At 62.6% G+C, this 14,290-nt stretch carries 15 protein-coding genes; 4 read left to right on the forward strand and 11 right to left on the reverse strand.

Going from position 1 to position 14,290, the window contains the following annotated elements:
* Positions 1-35: 35 nt before the first annotated feature.
* The 8 genes from hutG to ftsY form a co-directional block, all read right to left on the reverse strand.
* On the reverse strand, positions 36-974 hold the full coding sequence (hutG, locus tag ACRCYW_RS19945; RefSeq protein WP_438551735.1) for a formimidoylglutamase: 939 nt from the start codon (positions 972-974) through the stop codon (positions 36-38).
* Positions 967-2,202 carry an imidazolonepropionase gene (gene hutI, locus ACRCYW_RS19950; protein WP_438551736.1) on the reverse strand — a complete coding sequence of 412 codons (1,236 nt, stop codon included), beginning with the start codon at positions 2,200-2,202 and terminating at the stop codon, positions 967-969. Before hutI ends, hutG begins: the two co-directional genes overlap by 8 nt.
* Positions 2,203-2,358: 156 nt before the next feature.
* Positions 2,359-3,063 (reverse strand): histidine utilization repressor, encoded by a 705-nt coding sequence (hutC, locus tag ACRCYW_RS19955; RefSeq protein WP_438551737.1) that lies wholly within the window; start codon positions 3,061-3,063, stop codon positions 2,359-2,361.
* Positions 3,064-3,074: 11 nt separating this feature from the next.
* Positions 3,075-3,731 (reverse strand): carbonate dehydratase, encoded by a 657-nt coding sequence (can, locus tag ACRCYW_RS19960; RefSeq protein WP_349920686.1) that lies wholly within the window; start codon positions 3,729-3,731, stop codon positions 3,075-3,077.
* Positions 3,732-3,869: 138 nt separating this feature from the next.
* The gene (gene rpoH / locus ACRCYW_RS19965) at positions 3,870-4,724 is read right to left on the reverse strand and encodes an RNA polymerase sigma factor RpoH (RefSeq protein ID WP_349920685.1); all 855 of its coding nucleotides are present in this window, start codon (positions 4,722-4,724) and stop codon (positions 3,870-3,872) included.
* Positions 4,725-5,180: 456 nt separating this feature from the next.
* Positions 5,181-6,134 carry a permease-like cell division protein FtsX gene (ftsX, locus tag ACRCYW_RS19970; protein WP_438551738.1) on the reverse strand — a complete coding sequence of 318 codons (954 nt, stop codon included), beginning with the start codon at positions 6,132-6,134 and terminating at the stop codon, positions 5,181-5,183.
* Positions 6,134-6,808 carry a cell division ATP-binding protein FtsE gene (gene ftsE / locus ACRCYW_RS19975; RefSeq protein ID WP_438551739.1) on the reverse strand — a complete coding sequence of 225 codons (675 nt, stop codon included), beginning with the start codon at positions 6,806-6,808 and terminating at the stop codon, positions 6,134-6,136. Before ftsE ends, ftsX begins: the two co-directional genes overlap by 1 nt.
* Positions 6,809-7,006: 198 nt before the next feature.
* Positions 7,007-8,857, reverse strand: coding sequence for a signal recognition particle-docking protein FtsY (ftsY, locus tag ACRCYW_RS19980; RefSeq protein WP_438551740.1), 1,851 nt, complete (start codon positions 8,855-8,857; stop codon positions 7,007-7,009).
* A 111-nt stretch (positions 8,858-8,968) separates the two neighbouring features.
* On the opposite strand from ftsY, the gene rsmD reads away from it, so the two are divergent.
* Together rsmD and ACRCYW_RS19990 are read left to right on the forward strand one after the other, a co-directional pair.
* Positions 8,969-9,598: a 16S rRNA (guanine(966)-N(2))-methyltransferase RsmD gene (rsmD, locus tag ACRCYW_RS19985; RefSeq protein WP_438551741.1), complete on the forward strand. Its 630-nt coding sequence runs from the start codon at positions 8,969-8,971 to the stop codon at positions 9,596-9,598.
* A gap of 121 nt (positions 9,599-9,719) precedes the next feature.
* Entirely contained in the window at positions 9,720-10,031 is a 312-nt protein-coding gene (locus ACRCYW_RS19990) for a DUF1145 domain-containing protein (RefSeq protein WP_438551742.1), read from the forward strand.
* A gap of 43 nt (positions 10,032-10,074) precedes the next feature.
* Here the strand turns inward: ACRCYW_RS19990 and ACRCYW_RS19995 are convergent, their stop codons facing one another.
* Complete coding sequence (locus ACRCYW_RS19995; protein ID WP_438551743.1) at positions 10,075-10,440, reverse strand: YijD family membrane protein; 366 nt, start codon at positions 10,438-10,440, stop codon at positions 10,075-10,077.
* Positions 10,441-10,457: 17 nt separating this feature from the next.
* The gene (fabR, locus tag ACRCYW_RS20000) at positions 10,458-11,078 is read right to left on the reverse strand and encodes an HTH-type transcriptional repressor FabR (RefSeq protein ID WP_349920678.1); all 621 of its coding nucleotides are present in this window, start codon (positions 11,076-11,078) and stop codon (positions 10,458-10,460) included.
* A gap of 149 nt (positions 11,079-11,227) precedes the next feature.
* Between fabR and ACRCYW_RS20005 the strand changes: the two genes are divergently transcribed.
* Positions 11,228-12,346, forward strand: a complete 1,119-nt coding sequence (locus tag ACRCYW_RS20005) for a fatty acid desaturase (protein WP_438551744.1) — start codon at positions 11,228-11,230, stop codon at positions 12,344-12,346.
* 464 nt (positions 12,347-12,810) lie between these two features.
* Here ACRCYW_RS20005 and ACRCYW_RS20010 read toward each other — a convergent pair whose 3' ends face one another.
* On the reverse strand, positions 12,811-14,061 hold the full coding sequence (locus ACRCYW_RS20010; RefSeq protein ID WP_438551745.1) for a phospholipase D family protein: 1,251 nt from the start codon (positions 14,059-14,061) through the stop codon (positions 12,811-12,813).
* Between the two features lie 75 nt (positions 14,062-14,136).
* On the opposite strand from ACRCYW_RS20010, the gene ACRCYW_RS20015 reads away from it, so the two are divergent.
* The gene (locus tag ACRCYW_RS20015; RefSeq protein ID WP_438551746.1) at positions 14,137-14,289 is read left to right on the forward strand and encodes a hypothetical protein; all 153 of its coding nucleotides are present in this window, start codon (positions 14,137-14,139) and stop codon (positions 14,287-14,289) included.
* Position 14,290: the final 1 nt, after the last annotated feature.

Below are 14,290 nucleotides of genomic sequence, written 5' to 3' on the forward strand. Positions count from 1 at the left end.
ATCGATGCAGCAGGGTGGCGGACTGAGACAGGCCGCTACTTGGTTAACTGGTGGATCAGCCGGGCGGCCACGCGGGCGCTGCGGTTGTCCTGATCCAGACTGGGGTTGTATTCGGCCAGATCGGCGAGCCTGAGCTTGCCGCTGGCCCGGATATGGGCGATCAGGGGTTCGATGACCGCCAGCTCGACGCCGCGGGCGGCGGGGGCGCTCACCCCCGGCATGACGGCAACCGGCAGCACGTCGAGATCTATGGTGAGGTAGAGGTGATCGCAGCGGGCGATGAAGGCATCCAGCCCGTTCAGCAGCTCGGGCAGATCGGCCGGGGTCATGGCCTCGTCCAGCACGTGCCAGGCCCCCAGCGCCTCGGCGCGGGCGAACAGGGCCGCCGTGTTGGCGGTCTCGGCCACCCCGAGGCAGGCGTAGTGGAAGGCCGTGCCCTGGGCGGCGCACTGCTCGGCAATCTGGAAGAAGGGGGTGCCAGAGCTCGCCTGCTCCACCTTGCGCCGCAGATCGAAGTGGGCATCCAGGTTGATGATCCCCACCCTTCCCTGCTGTTTCAGATGACGGTTGAGGCCGCTCCAGCTGCCGAAGGCCACCTCGTGGCCGCCTCCCAACACCAGTGGAAACTGTCCCTCATCGAGCAAGTGAGCGACCCGCTCCGCCAGCCGATCGTGGGCGGCGTCGAGATCCCCGTCCTCACAGGCCAGATCGCCACTGTCGTAAACCGGTTGGCTCAGATGCCAGGCGCTGTTGGCCAGCATCTTGCGGATGGCCTGGGGCGCACTTGCGGCCCCCACGCGCCCCTTGTTGCGGCGCACGCCTTCGTCGCAGGCGAAGCCCACCAGGGCCACGCCGGGGGCTGCATCCCCTTGCCAGGGCAGAACTTTGTCGTGCCAGCGCCGGGCCAGCTCGCCATCTTCCGGATCCTGACGCCCCCGCCAGACAGACATGTCGATCCCGTTGTGCTCAGCCATGGAGCGTCTCCTCGCCGTTGAATACCCGGCTCACCAGCTGATCCACGCCGACCAGGTAACTGAGTTCCGCCGGGTGGGCGCAGTTCCAGACCAGGAAGTCCGCCTGCATGCCCACTCTCAGTTGGCCGAGTTTCTCCTGCTCGCCCAGTGCCTGGGCCGCATGACGGGTCACCCCGGCCATGGCCTCAACCGGCGTCAGGCCAAACAGGGTGCAGGCCATGTTCATGGCCATGCGTAGGGAGACGATGGGGGCCGTGCCCGGGTTGATGTCGGAGGAGACCGCCATGGGCACCCCGGCCCGGCGCAGCGCCTCGATGGGGGGCAGCTTGGTCTCTTTCAGGAAGTAAAACGCGGTGGGCAACAGGGTGGCCACCACGCCGCGATGGGCCAGGGCCTGGATCCCGGCGGAGTCCAGATGCTCCAGATGATCCACGGAGAGGGCGCCGAAGTGGGCGGCGAGCGTGCTTCCCCCCAGGTTGGAGAGCTGATCCATGTGCCCCTTCACCGCCAGACCGTATTGATCCGCCGCCAGATAGACCTGCTCGGTCTGGGCCAGGGAGAAGCCGATGTGCTCGCAGAAGACGTCCACCGCGTCCGCCAGCCCCGCCTCGGCGGCCGCCGGGATGATCTCCTGACAGATGGTCTCGACCCAGGAATCGGGATCGTCACGAAACTCGTGCGGTACCGCATGGGCGGCCAGCAGGGTGGTCTTGACCCGGATGGGTTGCGACTCCCCCAGCCGCCGGGCAACCCGCAGCATCTTGAGTTCGTCCTCCAGGGTGAGGCCATAACCGGACTTGATCTCCACCGTGGTAACCCCTTCCCGGATCAGGGACTTGATCCTCGGCAGCGCCAGCTCATAGAGCCGATCCTCACTGGCGGCGCGAGTCGCCCGCACCGTGCTCAGGATGCCCCCCCCCTTGCGGGCGATCTCCGCATAGGGCACGCCCTTCTGGCGTTGTTCGAACTCCTCGGCGCGGCTGCCGGCGAAGATGAGGTGGGTATGGCAGTCGATGAGGCCCGGCGTGACCAGTTTCCCCTTCATGTCGCGCCAATGGGCGGGATGCGGCCCCTTCAGATCCTGCATGGGCACCAGGGCGTGGATCTTGCCATCGTGGATCCCCAGGGCATGGGGTTCCAGCAGACCGTAGTCCGCCAGGTCCGGGCGCAGGGTGGCGGGCGTCACGTTGAGCCAGACCCGCTCGCAGCTTAACAGTTCCTTGTTCATAGCGACCTCAAATGTATATACAATAATTTATAGCCGATCTCGAACGAGAAAGATAGGATCTATTTCACATCTTGATAACAGCGTTTTTATTAGAGTTTAGGCACAAAAAAGCCCACCGGATGGGTGGGCTGTTTCAGTGCCAATATGTATATACAATCAACTGAATTGGGTCTTGGAACTCAGCTTGTAGCGGGATCCCGGCGACAGCAACCTGGCATAGGAGACCAGATAGCCGTCCGACCAGGTGCGGCGATGCAACAGCAGGCAGGGGGTATCGACCCGCACCTGCAACAATCCCGCCTCACCGGCGCTCGGCAGCACAGCCTCCACCACATGCTCCATCTCGGAGAGGGGGCAGATCTCCATCAGATAGCTGTTCGGCGTCTGGCGGGTGAAATCCTGATCCCCATAGTCCGGCAGGCGTTCCGCATCGACGAAGCGCTCCTCCAGCTGCAGCGGCTCCCCATCGGCCTGGTGGACGATGAGGCTGTGGAAGGTGGGCGCCCCCACCCTCAACCCCAACCGCACCGCCACCTTCTCGTCGGCGGCCTGGCGCTGCAGGCGGATCACCCTGGCGCTGTACTGGCTGCCCCGCTCGGCGATCTCGTCGGCGATGTTGCGAATGGCCAGCAGGGGCGACTCCGTACGCCTGTCCGCCACGAAGCTGCCCGAGCCGGCGGTTCGCACCAGCCAGCCCTCGGCCACCAGCTCCCGCAGCGCCTTGTTGACCGTCATCCGGCTAACGGCAAACCGCTCGCACAGGGCCGCCTCGGTCGGGATCCTGTCCCCCGCCTGATAGTGGCGTTCGCGGATCCCGTCGAGGATGTGTTGCTTGATCTGCAGGTAGAGGGCTGGAGCCAAAGGCGGGATCCTCAGCGACGGCGGGGCGGACGGGTATCCGGCCAGGCACGATAGACGTCGGCGATCTGGTCCGGTCCGCTGATGCAGAGATCCAGATCGTGCAGCAGACCGTCCTTGATCCCGTAGATCCAGCCGTGCACCGCCAGCTCCTGCCCCTTGCGCCAGGCGTTCTGGATGATGGTGGTGTGGCAGACGTTGGCCACCTGCTCGGCCACGTTCAGCTCGCACAAATAGTCGTGGCGCTCATGCTCGTCTTCGATGGCATCGAGCTGCTCACGGTACTTGAAGTACACATCTTTGATGTTGCGCAGCCAGTTGTCGATGAGACCCAGCTCGGTGTTTTTCATGGCCGCCAGCACGCCGCCACAGCCGTAGTGGCCGCAGACGATGATGTGCTTCACCTTGAGTACCTCGACCGCATATTGCAGCACGGAGAGGCAGTTGAAGTCGGTGTGTACCACCAGGTTGGCGACGTTGCGGTGAACGAATACGTCCCCCGGCAGCAGGCCCATCAGCTGGTTGGCGGGCACCCGGCTGTCGGAGCAGCCGATCCAGAGATACTCCGGCGCCTGCTGGGCCGAGAGGGTGGCGAAGAACTCGGGGTCTTCGGCCTTGATCTGCTCCGCCCACTCGCGGTTATTGGTAAACAAGTCGTTTAACAGTTTCACTTCAACTCTCCCTAGAGTGTTAACCGCGGCAACATAACACATTCAAGGCCATTGGGGGCACAGCGTCACCACAGATCCGATCTGGTGGTGCAGATACAAAAACAGGGCCATCAGGCCCTGCTTCGTATGGGAGTGCCCTCAGGCATCCATGGCGTCTTTCAGTTTCTTGAGCGCATTCTTCTCGAGCTGACGCACCCGCTCCGCCGAGACGCCGTAGGTATCGGCCAACTCCTGCAGTGTGGTCTTGCTCTCTTCGTCGAGCCAGCGGGCACGGATGATGTGCTGGCTACGCTCATCCAGGGTCGCCATGGCCGCACTCAGACGACGGGTGGCATGGTTGTCCCAGTTGTCGTTCTCTATGGTGGCGGCGAGATCGGAAGACTTGTCTTCCAGATAGTGAACCGGGGCGAAGCCACCTTCGTCTTCATCATCGCCGACCAGATCGAACGCCTGATCGTAGTTGCTCATCCGGGCTTCCATCTCGGTCACATCGGACGGGGAGACCCCGAGCTCGGCGGCGACGGCCTGTACCTCGTCGTGGCTGAACCAGCCCAGACGCTTCTTGGATTTACGCAGGTTGAAGAAGAGCTTGCGCTGGGCCTTGGTGGTCGCCACCTTGACCATGCGCCAGTTGCGCAGCACATATTCGTGGATCTCGGCCTTGATCCAGTGCACGGCGAAGGAGACCAGACGCACGCCGACGCTCGGGTCGAAACGCTTCACCGCCTTCATCAGGCCTATGTTGCCTTCCTGCACCAGATCGGCCTGGGGCAGGCCATAACCGGCATAGCTCTTGGCCACGTGAACGACAAAACGCAGGTGCGACATGACCAGCTGACGGGCAGCCTCGAGATCGCCACCCTGCTGCAAACGCGTCGCCAGCTCACGCTCTTCCTCTGCGCTCAGCACAGGAATCGAGTTAACTGCCTGGATATAGCCTTCCAGACTACCTTGCGGGATCAGGGCCATAGTGCGTTGCAATGAAGTTCCCATGTTCTACCTCTTACTTTTCAATCGAATCAGTCTAACACCCTGAGAGGGTCTGTCTACTGACCGGATGCCATTCTGGGGTCTGAATCAAACATCGGCGATCCCAGCGCGAACCCGGCTTATCTTAGGACTGGGGGATGAATCATAAATGAACAATCAAAAAAAAGGGGTCACAGTGAAGGACCCCTGAAAAGTAGCATGCTAAGTCCATTGTTGCGGAGCTCGCAACCTTCACATGCTTGCCAAGTCAGACGAGCAAGGCAGAGGGGCCATACCCGTATACATTCTGTCGCACTTAATAGACTGCTTATAAATCAAAAGGTTCACGGGACTCAGACAAGATCCTGCGATCAGGTATCATTCAGATTACTCTGAGAAACTTGCCCGTGCCAGAAACGGGCCCTTCTTTTACTTGATCCAGTTCTCAAAATCCAGCGCTTTGCAGCGCTGGTAAATCAATCAGGAAGGTTCTATGTCACGAATGTGTCTGTGCACCGAAAACCAGGACGCGATCAACCCCAACAAGGCACCCAGCAGTATCAGATTGAGACCATCGACGGCTCCCATCCCCACCAGCCGGAAATTGCTGTTGTAGAGACCGGCCAGCTCCTTCACCACCCCTTCGCTCCAGATCACCATCACCTCGGTCAGCCACCAGGCCAGCATACCGCCGATGACCCCGAACCAGATACCGGTATAGAGGAAGGGACGGTGGATGAAGGCATCCGTCGCCCCCACCAGCTTGAGCACCTCGATCTCGGAGCGCTGGTTGAGAATATTCAGCCTGAGCGTGTTGCCGACGATCAGCAGCACGGCGGAGAGCAGCAGCACGGCGATGCCTGTGATGGTGTGGCGCAGCAGGTTCATGATCCCCTGCAACCGGGTCAGCCACTGCAAATCCAGCTTGCCCTGCTCGACACCGGGTTCGTTCTCCAGCTTGGCGAGCAGCTCGGCGGCCCCTTCCGGGTTCTGCCAGCGGGGATCCGGGATCACGCTCAGCACAGGCGGCAGCGGGTTGCTGTCGAGGTAGTCGAGGGCATCCCCGAAGCCGGAGATCTCGCGAAACTCCTTCAGCGCCTCGTCCCGGTTCATGTAGGTGACGGATTCCACCTCGGGATAGAGCAGGATCCGCTGCTTCATGTCGAGGATGCTCTGCTCCGGCAGGTCCTTGCGCAGATAGAGGGAGATCTGGGAGCTGGTCTGCCAGCTCCCCTCCACGATCTCGGCGTTCTTCAGCAGCACGTGGAAGCAGGAGGGCAGTGCCAGGCTGACGCCGAGCACCGCCAGGGTCATCAGGGAGGCGAGTGGATTGCGCCACAGCTCCCCCATGCTGGCGAAGGCCTGACGCAGGTGATCCACCCAGTACATGACGAGGCGACGCAACAGGGGCTGCTTGTGACGAACGATGGCCATCAGACTTCCTCCTCCGGTTGCTGTGAATACATGCGGCCCGCCTTGAGGGTCAGGGTGCGATAGCGCATGCGGGCGATGAGACCCAGATCGTGGGTGGCGATCAGCACGGAGACGCCGAAGCGGTTGAACTCCTCGAACAGCCGCATGATGTCCATGGAGAGCTGAGGATCCAGGTTGCCGGTGGGCTCATCCGCCAGCAGCAGCGGCGGCTTGTTGACGATGGCACGGGCGATGCCGACCCGCTGCTGCTCACCGCCGGAGAGCATGCGCGGCTGGTAACGCTCCTTGCCGAGCAGGCCCACCTTGTCCAGCGCCGCCGCCACCCGCTTGTTGATGTCCCCATGGCTGTAGCCGTCGATCACCAGGGGCAGGGCCACGTTGTCGAACACGGTTCTGTCCATCAGCAGGCGGTGATCCTGGAAGATCATGCCGATCTGGCGGCGCACATAGGGGATCTGGCCCCGCTTGATCTGGCTGACGTCATCCCCATGGAAGAAGACCCGGCCGTCGGTCGGCCGCTCCATCACGCTGATGAGCTTGAGCAGGGTACTCTTGCCCGCCCCGGAGTGACCGGTCAGGAAGGCCATCTCCCCCTTGCGCAGGTGGAAACTGACCTTCTGCAGCGCCTGATGGCCACCGCTGTATACCTTGCTGACCTTATCGAAACGAATCATTCGGCTCCCTCATATTGACCAGTCCCGACCGGGATCGAAGCACGGGACGCTCACTCATGGTGGCATCACCTGACTGCTTGCGTGCCGTCACCGCGACCGTACATCTTGTTGATCTTGTCCCTGTGAGCCATCACAGACCCCGATAGCGACATGCCCCGATCTGGGTCGGGGCATGGCACAGGTTCATCACGACAGGACTTATTCGTCCCGGCTGAACAGCGCCTCGATAAAGTCGTTGGCGACGAAGGGACGCAAGTCATCGATCCCCTCGCCCACCCCGATGTAGCGGATCGGGATCTGGAACTTGTCCGCCACCGCGAAGATGACGCCACCCTTGGCGGTACCGTCCAGCTTGGTGAGGGTGATGCCGGTCAGGCCCACCGCCTCGCTGAACAGCTTGGCCTGGCTCAGGGCATTCTGGCCTGTGCCCGCGTCCAGGGTCAGCATGACCTCGTGGGGAGCGGCATCGTCCAGCTTCTTCATCACCCGCACAACCTTCTTGAGCTCTTCCATCAGGTTGCTCTTGTTCTGCAGGCGGCCGGCGGTGTCGGCGATCAGCACGTCGGCGCCACGGGAGCGAGCCGCCTCGATGGCATCATAGATGACGGAGGCGGAGTCGGCGCCGGTGTGCTGGGCGATCACCGGAATGTTGTTGCGCTGACCCCAGACCTGCAGCTGCTCGACGGCGGCGGCACGGAAGGTATCGCCGGCGGCCAGCATGACGCTCTTGCCCTCGGCCTGGAACTGCTTGGCCAGCTTGCCGATGGTGGTGGTCTTGCCCACCCCGTTGACGCCCACCATCAGGATCACGTAGGGCTTCTTGCTGGTGTCGATCACCAGGGGCTGCTCGACCTTGGTCAGCATCTCCCCCATGTCCTGCTTGAGCAGGCCGTAGAGCGCCTCGGCATCCTTGAGCTGCTTGCGATCTGCGTGCTGGATCAGGCCATCTATGATGCGGCTGGTGGTATCCACCCCGAGATCCGCGGTCAGCAACTGGGTCTCCAGCTCCTCGAACAGCTCGTCGTCGATCTTCTTGCCGCTGAACAGGCCGAAGAAGCCGGAACCGATATTCTCCTTGGTACGCACCAGGCTGCGCTTGAGGCGAGCGAAGAAGCCCTCTCGCTGCGGCTTCTCCTGGGTGTCGTCGTCAACCTTGGCGGCCAACGGCAGGGCAGCCAGGGCGGCGGCTTCTGCCTCCATCTCGGCCACCAGACGCAGATCTTCCGCGCGCTGGGCCTCCTTGGCGATGCGGGCCTCCTCCGCAGCCTGAGCTGCGGCGGCGATGCGGGCCTCTTCGGCGGCCTGTGCCTCAACGGCAAGACGAGACTCCTCCGCAGCCTGAGCCTCGGCGGCGATGCGAGCCTCTTCGGCAGCCTGAGCTGCGGCAACGATGCGCGCTTCCTCCACAGCCTGAGCCTCGGCGGCGATGCGAGCTTCCTCCGCAGCCTGAGCCTCGGCGGCGATACGGGCTTCTTCGGCAGCCTGGGCCTCGGCGGCGATGCGATCCTCTTCCGCAGCCTGAGCTGCGGCAACGATGCGCTCTTCCTCCGCAGCCTGAGCCTCGGCGGCGATACGAGCCTCTTCGGCAGCCAGAGCCTCGGCGGCGATGCGGGCCTCTTCGGCGGCCTGGGCCTCGGCAACGATGCGGGTTTCTTCGGCAGCCTGAGCGGCGGCGGCGATACGAGCCTCTTCGGCGGCCTGAGCCTCGGCGGCGATACGGGCCTCTTCGGCAGCCTGGGCCTCGGCGGCAACGCGGGCCTCTTCAGCAGCCTTAGCCTCGTCGGCGATCAGGGCTTCGTTGACGATGACGGGTTCGAGCTCGGAGGCGCACTCCTCCACCACCAGGGGGCCTTCATCCGGTGTCTCGGGGAACTCTTCGACAGTTGCAACGGCTGCCTCGGGCAGGGGAGTCTCGGCGACGGGAGCGGAGGCCGCACCGGCCTCGGACTCAGGGATCACCGGGGTGGCTGCGGGGGCCTCTGATGGGGCGACCTCGGCCTCTTCTTTCTTGCGGCCGAAACCCAGCCAGGAAAACAAACCTTTTGCCATCTAAAAAATACTCACTTCGTTGGCTGACTGCTAAGATAGCCGTCCCTCGGTGGGCCGGCATAAAAATGAACCGGCTTATACTACCACTTTATTTTCTGACGACGAAACGCGATGCCCAGAGTGAAAACCAGCCGTAATAACCCCAACCCCAAGCCATCTTCACAGGGCAAGAGCGGGTTTGTAAGAATCATCAGCGGCCAGTGGAAGGGGCGTAAACTGCCGGTCAGGGATCTGGACGGGCTCAGACCCACCACGGATCGCGTCAAGGAGACCATCTTCAACTGGCTGGCACCCCATGTGCGCGGCACCCGCTGCCTCGATCTCTTTGCCGGCAGCGGCGGCCTGGGGCTGGAGGCGCTCTCCCGCTATGCCGAGCAGGTGACCCTGGTCGAGATGGACAAGGGGGCCGCCGAGCAGCTCAAGAAGAACCTGGCGGTACTCGGCAGCCCGCAGGGCCAGGTCATCCAGGCCGATGCCGTCAGCTGGCTGCAGGGGCCTGCGACTCCTTTCGATCTGGTGTTCCTGGATCCGCCGTTTCGCCGTGAACTGCTGCCCCAGGTGTGCGACCTGCTGGAGCAGCGTGGCTGGCTGGCGCCGGACGCCCTCATCTATCTTGAACGGGAAAAAGAGATGGCCGATCTGGCGCTGCCCGCCAGCTGGCAATTGCTCAAGGACAAACAGGCCGGTCAGGTCTGCTACCAGCTCTATCTGCGGGACACCAAGAATGACGCTGCGGTTTAAACACCGGTCGGGAGGGGAACATGGGCGATTGCCCCTCCCCGGTCAATGTGGGCAACAGCCCAAGGACAAGCAGGTCGATCAAATCGGGTCTGCTATCAACTCTATGTGCGGGAGGTAAGTGATGAAGCGGGTGTTTAATCTGTTGGCGATGGGTGTGCTGCTGTTCTTCTGGCTCGGCGTGATCCTCGCGCTGCTGGGTACCCTGCCCGGCAAGTTGAACGGCTTCCTGCCGGTCTGCGGCCTGATCGTGGCCCTGATGCACTGGGTACAGGCGAGCCTCATCAAGGCGGCCTGCAAGCCCTACTTCGCGGTCACCCGGCTCGAGTTCACCCAGGTGCTGGTCTTCGGCGTCTTCGGCATGATGGAGATCCGCGCCAAGCTGCAGGCCATCATAGATGCCAAGCAGAAAGGCACGCCCCCTCAAGCCGATTGAGTCCGAGCCCTCAATCCAATCCCAATGAGAAAGGAGTGACTCGTCACTCCTTTACTTTTTTCCCCAGGCTGATGCCGAGCTTGATGGAGAGCACGGCCAGCAGCAACAGCATGGCGATCAGGGAGAAGAAATTGCTGCCCAGTTCCGGGTACTGCACCTTGATCAGTGCCGAATGGCCGAACACGCCGATGAAAAAGCTGAGCACCATGCAGGCCGGGGTATTCCCCACCATGGGCTCATGACGGTAATGCTGATAGAGCTGATAGGCCGCCAGCATCAGGGCGATCAGGGGGAAGAAGGAGAAAGGCACGGCCGACTCGGTCAACACCGACAGGAAGGCGTCACCACAGATGCCGACGAGCAGGGCCAGCAGCAGCGGTTTCTTCGGGATAGGGTTCGGTTCATGCATGTCAGTCCATCCTTGCATTAAGAGAGTGATTCACGACGCTTGCGGTTCAGCACCTCGGCACCCATGGCGATCATCCGCAGCTGGCTGATGGTGCGATCGGAGAGGGCCTTGCACTCCTCGCTGGTCATGTCGAGGGCATCGGCGCCGGCGCTGAAGACGATGGTCACCATGGCCTCGGCCTGGATGAAGGCCTCTTCCCGCGGAGCCTCCGTGGTCGCCTCCAGGTAATCGGTCAGCTCGGCGATGAAGTGCTGGATCTCCCGGGCCACCGCCTGGCGGAAAGCCGCCGAGGTGCCGGAGCGCTCGCGCAGCAGCAGGCGGAAGATGTTCGGGTTGTTTTCCACGAATTCCATGAAGGTCTGCACCGAGGTGCTGATGACGCTGCCACCCCCCGCGATGCGCTGGCGCGCCTGGCGCATCAGCTGGCGCAGGGTCAGGCCCCCTTCGTCCACCAGGGTCAGCCCCAGCTCTTCCATGTCGCGGAAGTGCCGATAGAAGGAGGTCGGCGCTATGCCCGCCTCCCGTGCCACTTCCCGCAGGCTGAGGTTGGAGAAGCTGCGGTTGGCACAGAGTTGACTGAATGCAGCCTCGATCAGCGTACGCCGGGTTTTTTCTTTTTGTTGTGCGCGAATACCCACGAAAACAGTCACCTTGAGGTTAGCGAGGCCAAATGATAACCCGAAGGGCGGGCCGGGATCAGGTTTGTCTCCCACTTTTTTACCATTGACCCGCATTCCGGCTCAATGGAGAATGGCGCACAGCTGTTCGCTGAAAGGAACCGAGTGAGATGGAACGTCCCCCTATCATCATGACCAACACCCTGCTGTTCACCCTCTCCGGGCTGACGGCACTGATTGCTGTGCCCTGGTACGGGCTGACCCATGGCTACGATCTCTGGCAGTGGCTCAGCTTCCTGCTGCTGTTCTGCTATTGCGGCATCTCCATCACTGCCGGTTATCATCGGCTCTGGTCCCACAAGGCCTACAAGGCGCATCCGATCCTGCAGTGGATCTTCGCCATCGGCGGCGCCCTCGCCCTGCAAAACTCGGCCCTGCACTGGTCGTCCGATCACCGTCGCCACCACCGCCATGTGGATGACAACCAGCAGGATCCCTACAGCGCCGGCCGCGGTTTCTGGTACTCCCACATCGGCTGGATGCTGCGGGAATACCAGGGCGAGCGCTATCACGACTATGGCAACGTGCGGGATCTGCAGAACAACCCTATCGTCGCCTTCCAGCACAGGCACTACCTGGCCCTGACCCTATGCACCAATATCGGCATCCCGCTGCTACTGGGGCTGATCCACGGGGATCTGCTCGGCATGCTGCTGCTGGCCGGGGGGCTGCGCATGGTGATGACCCACCACACCACCTTCTTCATCAACTCCCTCGCCCACATCTGGGGCAGTCAGCCCTTCACCGATCGCAACAGCGCCCGGGACAACGGCATCCTGGCCTTCTTCACCTTCGGCGAGGGGTACCACAACTTCCACCACCTGTTCGAGAACGACTACCGCAACGGCATCCACTGGTGGCAGTTTGATCCCACCAAGTGGCTGATCCGAAGCGCCGCCTGGTGCGGGCTGGCGAAGGATCTGAGATCCTGCCCGGAGGAGCGCATCGAACAGGCCAGGCTGCAGATGCAGCTGAAACGGGCCCAGGCCAGGTTGCACAAGGAGGACGATCGGGAGTTGTGGCAGGCGCTGCTGCAGGAGGAGTACGACAAGCTGAGCCAGCAGATCCAGCACTACTATGCCAGTCGCAAACGGCTGCTGGAACAGCGCAAACGCAAGGCGCTGGCCCGCTATGATAGGCTCAGGTTGCAGCTGGAGTACCGCACCCTGCGCGATGGCTTCATCGCCAGCAAACGCAACTGGAGCCGACTGCTGGCAGGCCTTGCCTGACGCCGCCCTCGCTCATTCGCAAGACCGCCCATGGGCGGTCTTTTTATTGCCGCCAGGGGCAGAGGGGCATAAAAAATGGGGCGACATTCGCATGTCACCCCCTCGCAAATAGCATGTTCCATATTGGGTTCCGAACAGGGGAAGCGTCTGTTTCACCTCAGGGGTTTCCGCTCCCCGAAGGTGGCGCCTGCCGGAGCAATCCGGTCGACCATTCCCTTCCACTCCCTTCACCCACACGGCAGCACGCCGCCGTGTTTGTCCTTGCCCTTGAAATACTACGCAGTTAAATAAAATAAAAAACCGCTTTGTACGACCCCGTATGCAAACCCCTGCTAGACCTCTTGCTTCAAGCTTGAACATAAAGTGATTAAAAACAAAGCGATAGGATGGTGAAGAGAGATTGGATGGCAAACGTTATCCACCAAGGCGCACAAGGCTTTGCGAGATCTCGCACAAGGGTGCCGTCACAGCCAGGGCTGCAAGGGCAACCAGTCGCTCAGCCTGGCCAGCAGGCGCCGTATCGCCGACGGGGTCGCCACCCGCTGGACGGCAACCTGCAGCCAGCACTCCAGCCACAGTTGCAACTCGGCGCACAGGGAGGAGCTGTGCAGATGCAGCATCAGCTCGGTGTTGAGCATCAGGGAGCGAGGATCCAGATTGAAGCTGCCGAGCAGGGCCTCTTCCTCCCCCATCAGGATCAGCTTGGCGTGCAGGCTCAGGGCCTCGTCATCCAGCTCGAACAGGGCTATTTGCTGGCGCGCCAGCCAGGGCCTGTGCCGGCGATAGGCACCGTACACCAGGGGCACATCCGTGCTGGCCAGGGAGTTGGTCAATATGGTGACATTCACCCCCGCCTCTCGCTGGCGTCTGAGGCTGCGGCGCAGGCTCCGGGTCAAGACAAGGTAAGGGCTCACCAACCGCAGCGCTCCCGGATTGCGGCTCAGACGGCGGCTCAGCTCCCGCGCCATGGACGGCCGGGCCACCAGCCCCTTGCCCGGCCTGTCGAAGCAGAATTCACCCAGACCCGCGTGCCAGCGCAGGGGGACGGGCTCGTCGTCGAACAGGCTGGCGGGCAGGTCGTAGAGGGCCGCCACCGCCGGCTCGGTCAGGGTGAGCAGGAAGCCATTGACCGCCGCCACCTCGGCGGGCAGCAGTTTGCGTCGCAGCAGACGGCGGATGGGGTGGCTCCAGCGGCTGCGCCAGTAAAGCGCGAAGCCCTGCTCGGCCTGCTGGCAGAGCGGCCCGCGGCAGACCAGATCCAGGTCGACGAAGTGGGGGGCCTCCCCCAGCCCGAAGTAGGGATCGCCGATGTTGCGGCCCCCTATCACCCCCTGGCAGCCGTCCACCAGCAGCAGCTTGTTGTGCATGCGGTGATTGATGCGCCGAAAGCTCAGCAGGCCCTCCAGCAACAGGGTCAACCGTCGCCAGCCCCGCAGCCAGAAGGGGTTGAACAGGCGCACCTCGATACCGGGCTCATGGGCCACCATCTCCAGCAGGCGGTTGTCACCAGCATAGAGATCGTCGATCAGCAGTTGCACCCGCACCCCGCGCCTGGCGGCGTGCAGCAGCTCCGCCAGCAGCAGCTTGCCGCTGCCATCTTCCTCCCAGCTGTAGTACTGGGCCTGGATCCGGTCGCAGGCACCGCGGATCAACTGGCAACGCAGCTTGAGGGCCGCGCCAGGATCGTCCAGCAGAGCAAACTCGGCGGGGATCAAGCGTCATCTCCTTGTCATGGGATCGTGGCATAACCCGGGCAAGCGCCCCAAACGCAGCGTGCCAAGGAGTCGACTATGGAGCTTCATGACAGCCCCTCACTCAGCCACAGGCCAGCGGCCTGTCAGCCGGATCCCGTCGCCAGGCCGCTGGCCCCCTGGTACCTGCAACACAGGGATCAGGGCTGGGATGCCTCGGTCGATGTCCGGCAGGATCCTTGCCTGGGATAAG

This window comes from Aeromonas sp., from assembly GCF_051657805.1.
In the GTDB taxonomy this organism is placed as follows: domain Bacteria; phylum Pseudomonadota; class Gammaproteobacteria; order Enterobacterales; family Aeromonadaceae; genus Aeromonas.

Bases quoted from the DNA above. Each gene is read 5' to 3' on its own strand.
- hutG (WP_438551735.1), bottom strand. From the start codon at position 974: ATGGCTGAGCACAACGGGATCGACATGTCTGTCTGGCGGGGGCGTCAG.
- hutI (WP_438551736.1), bottom strand. From the start codon at position 2,202: ATGAACAAGGAACTGTTAAGCTGCGAGCGGGTCTGGCTCAACGTGACG.
- rpoH (WP_349920685.1), bottom strand. From the start codon at position 4,724: ATGGGAACTTCATTGCAACGCACTATGGCCCTGATCCCGCAAGGTAGT.
- ftsX (WP_438551738.1), bottom strand. From the start codon at position 6,134: ATGGCCATCGTTCGTCACAAGCAGCCCCTGTTGCGTCGCCTCGTCATG.
- ftsE (WP_438551739.1), bottom strand. From the start codon at position 6,808: ATGATTCGTTTCGATAAGGTCAGCAAGGTATACAGCGGTGGCCATCAG.
- ftsY (WP_438551740.1), bottom strand. From the start codon at position 8,857: ATGGCAAAAGGTTTGTTTTCCTGGCTGGGTTTCGGCCGCAAGAAAGAA.
- rsmD (WP_438551741.1), top strand. From the start codon at position 8,969: ATGCCCAGAGTGAAAACCAGCCGTAATAACCCCAACCCCAAGCCATCT.
- ACRCYW_RS19990 (WP_438551742.1), top strand. From the start codon at position 9,720: ATGAAGCGGGTGTTTAATCTGTTGGCGATGGGTGTGCTGCTGTTCTTC.
- ACRCYW_RS19995 (WP_438551743.1), bottom strand. From the start codon at position 10,440: ATGCATGAACCGAACCCTATCCCGAAGAAACCGCTGCTGCTGGCCCTG.
- ACRCYW_RS20005 (WP_438551744.1), top strand. From the start codon at position 11,228: ATGGAACGTCCCCCTATCATCATGACCAACACCCTGCTGTTCACCCTC.
- ACRCYW_RS20015 (WP_438551746.1), top strand. From the start codon at position 14,137: ATGGAGCTTCATGACAGCCCCTCACTCAGCCACAGGCCAGCGGCCTGT.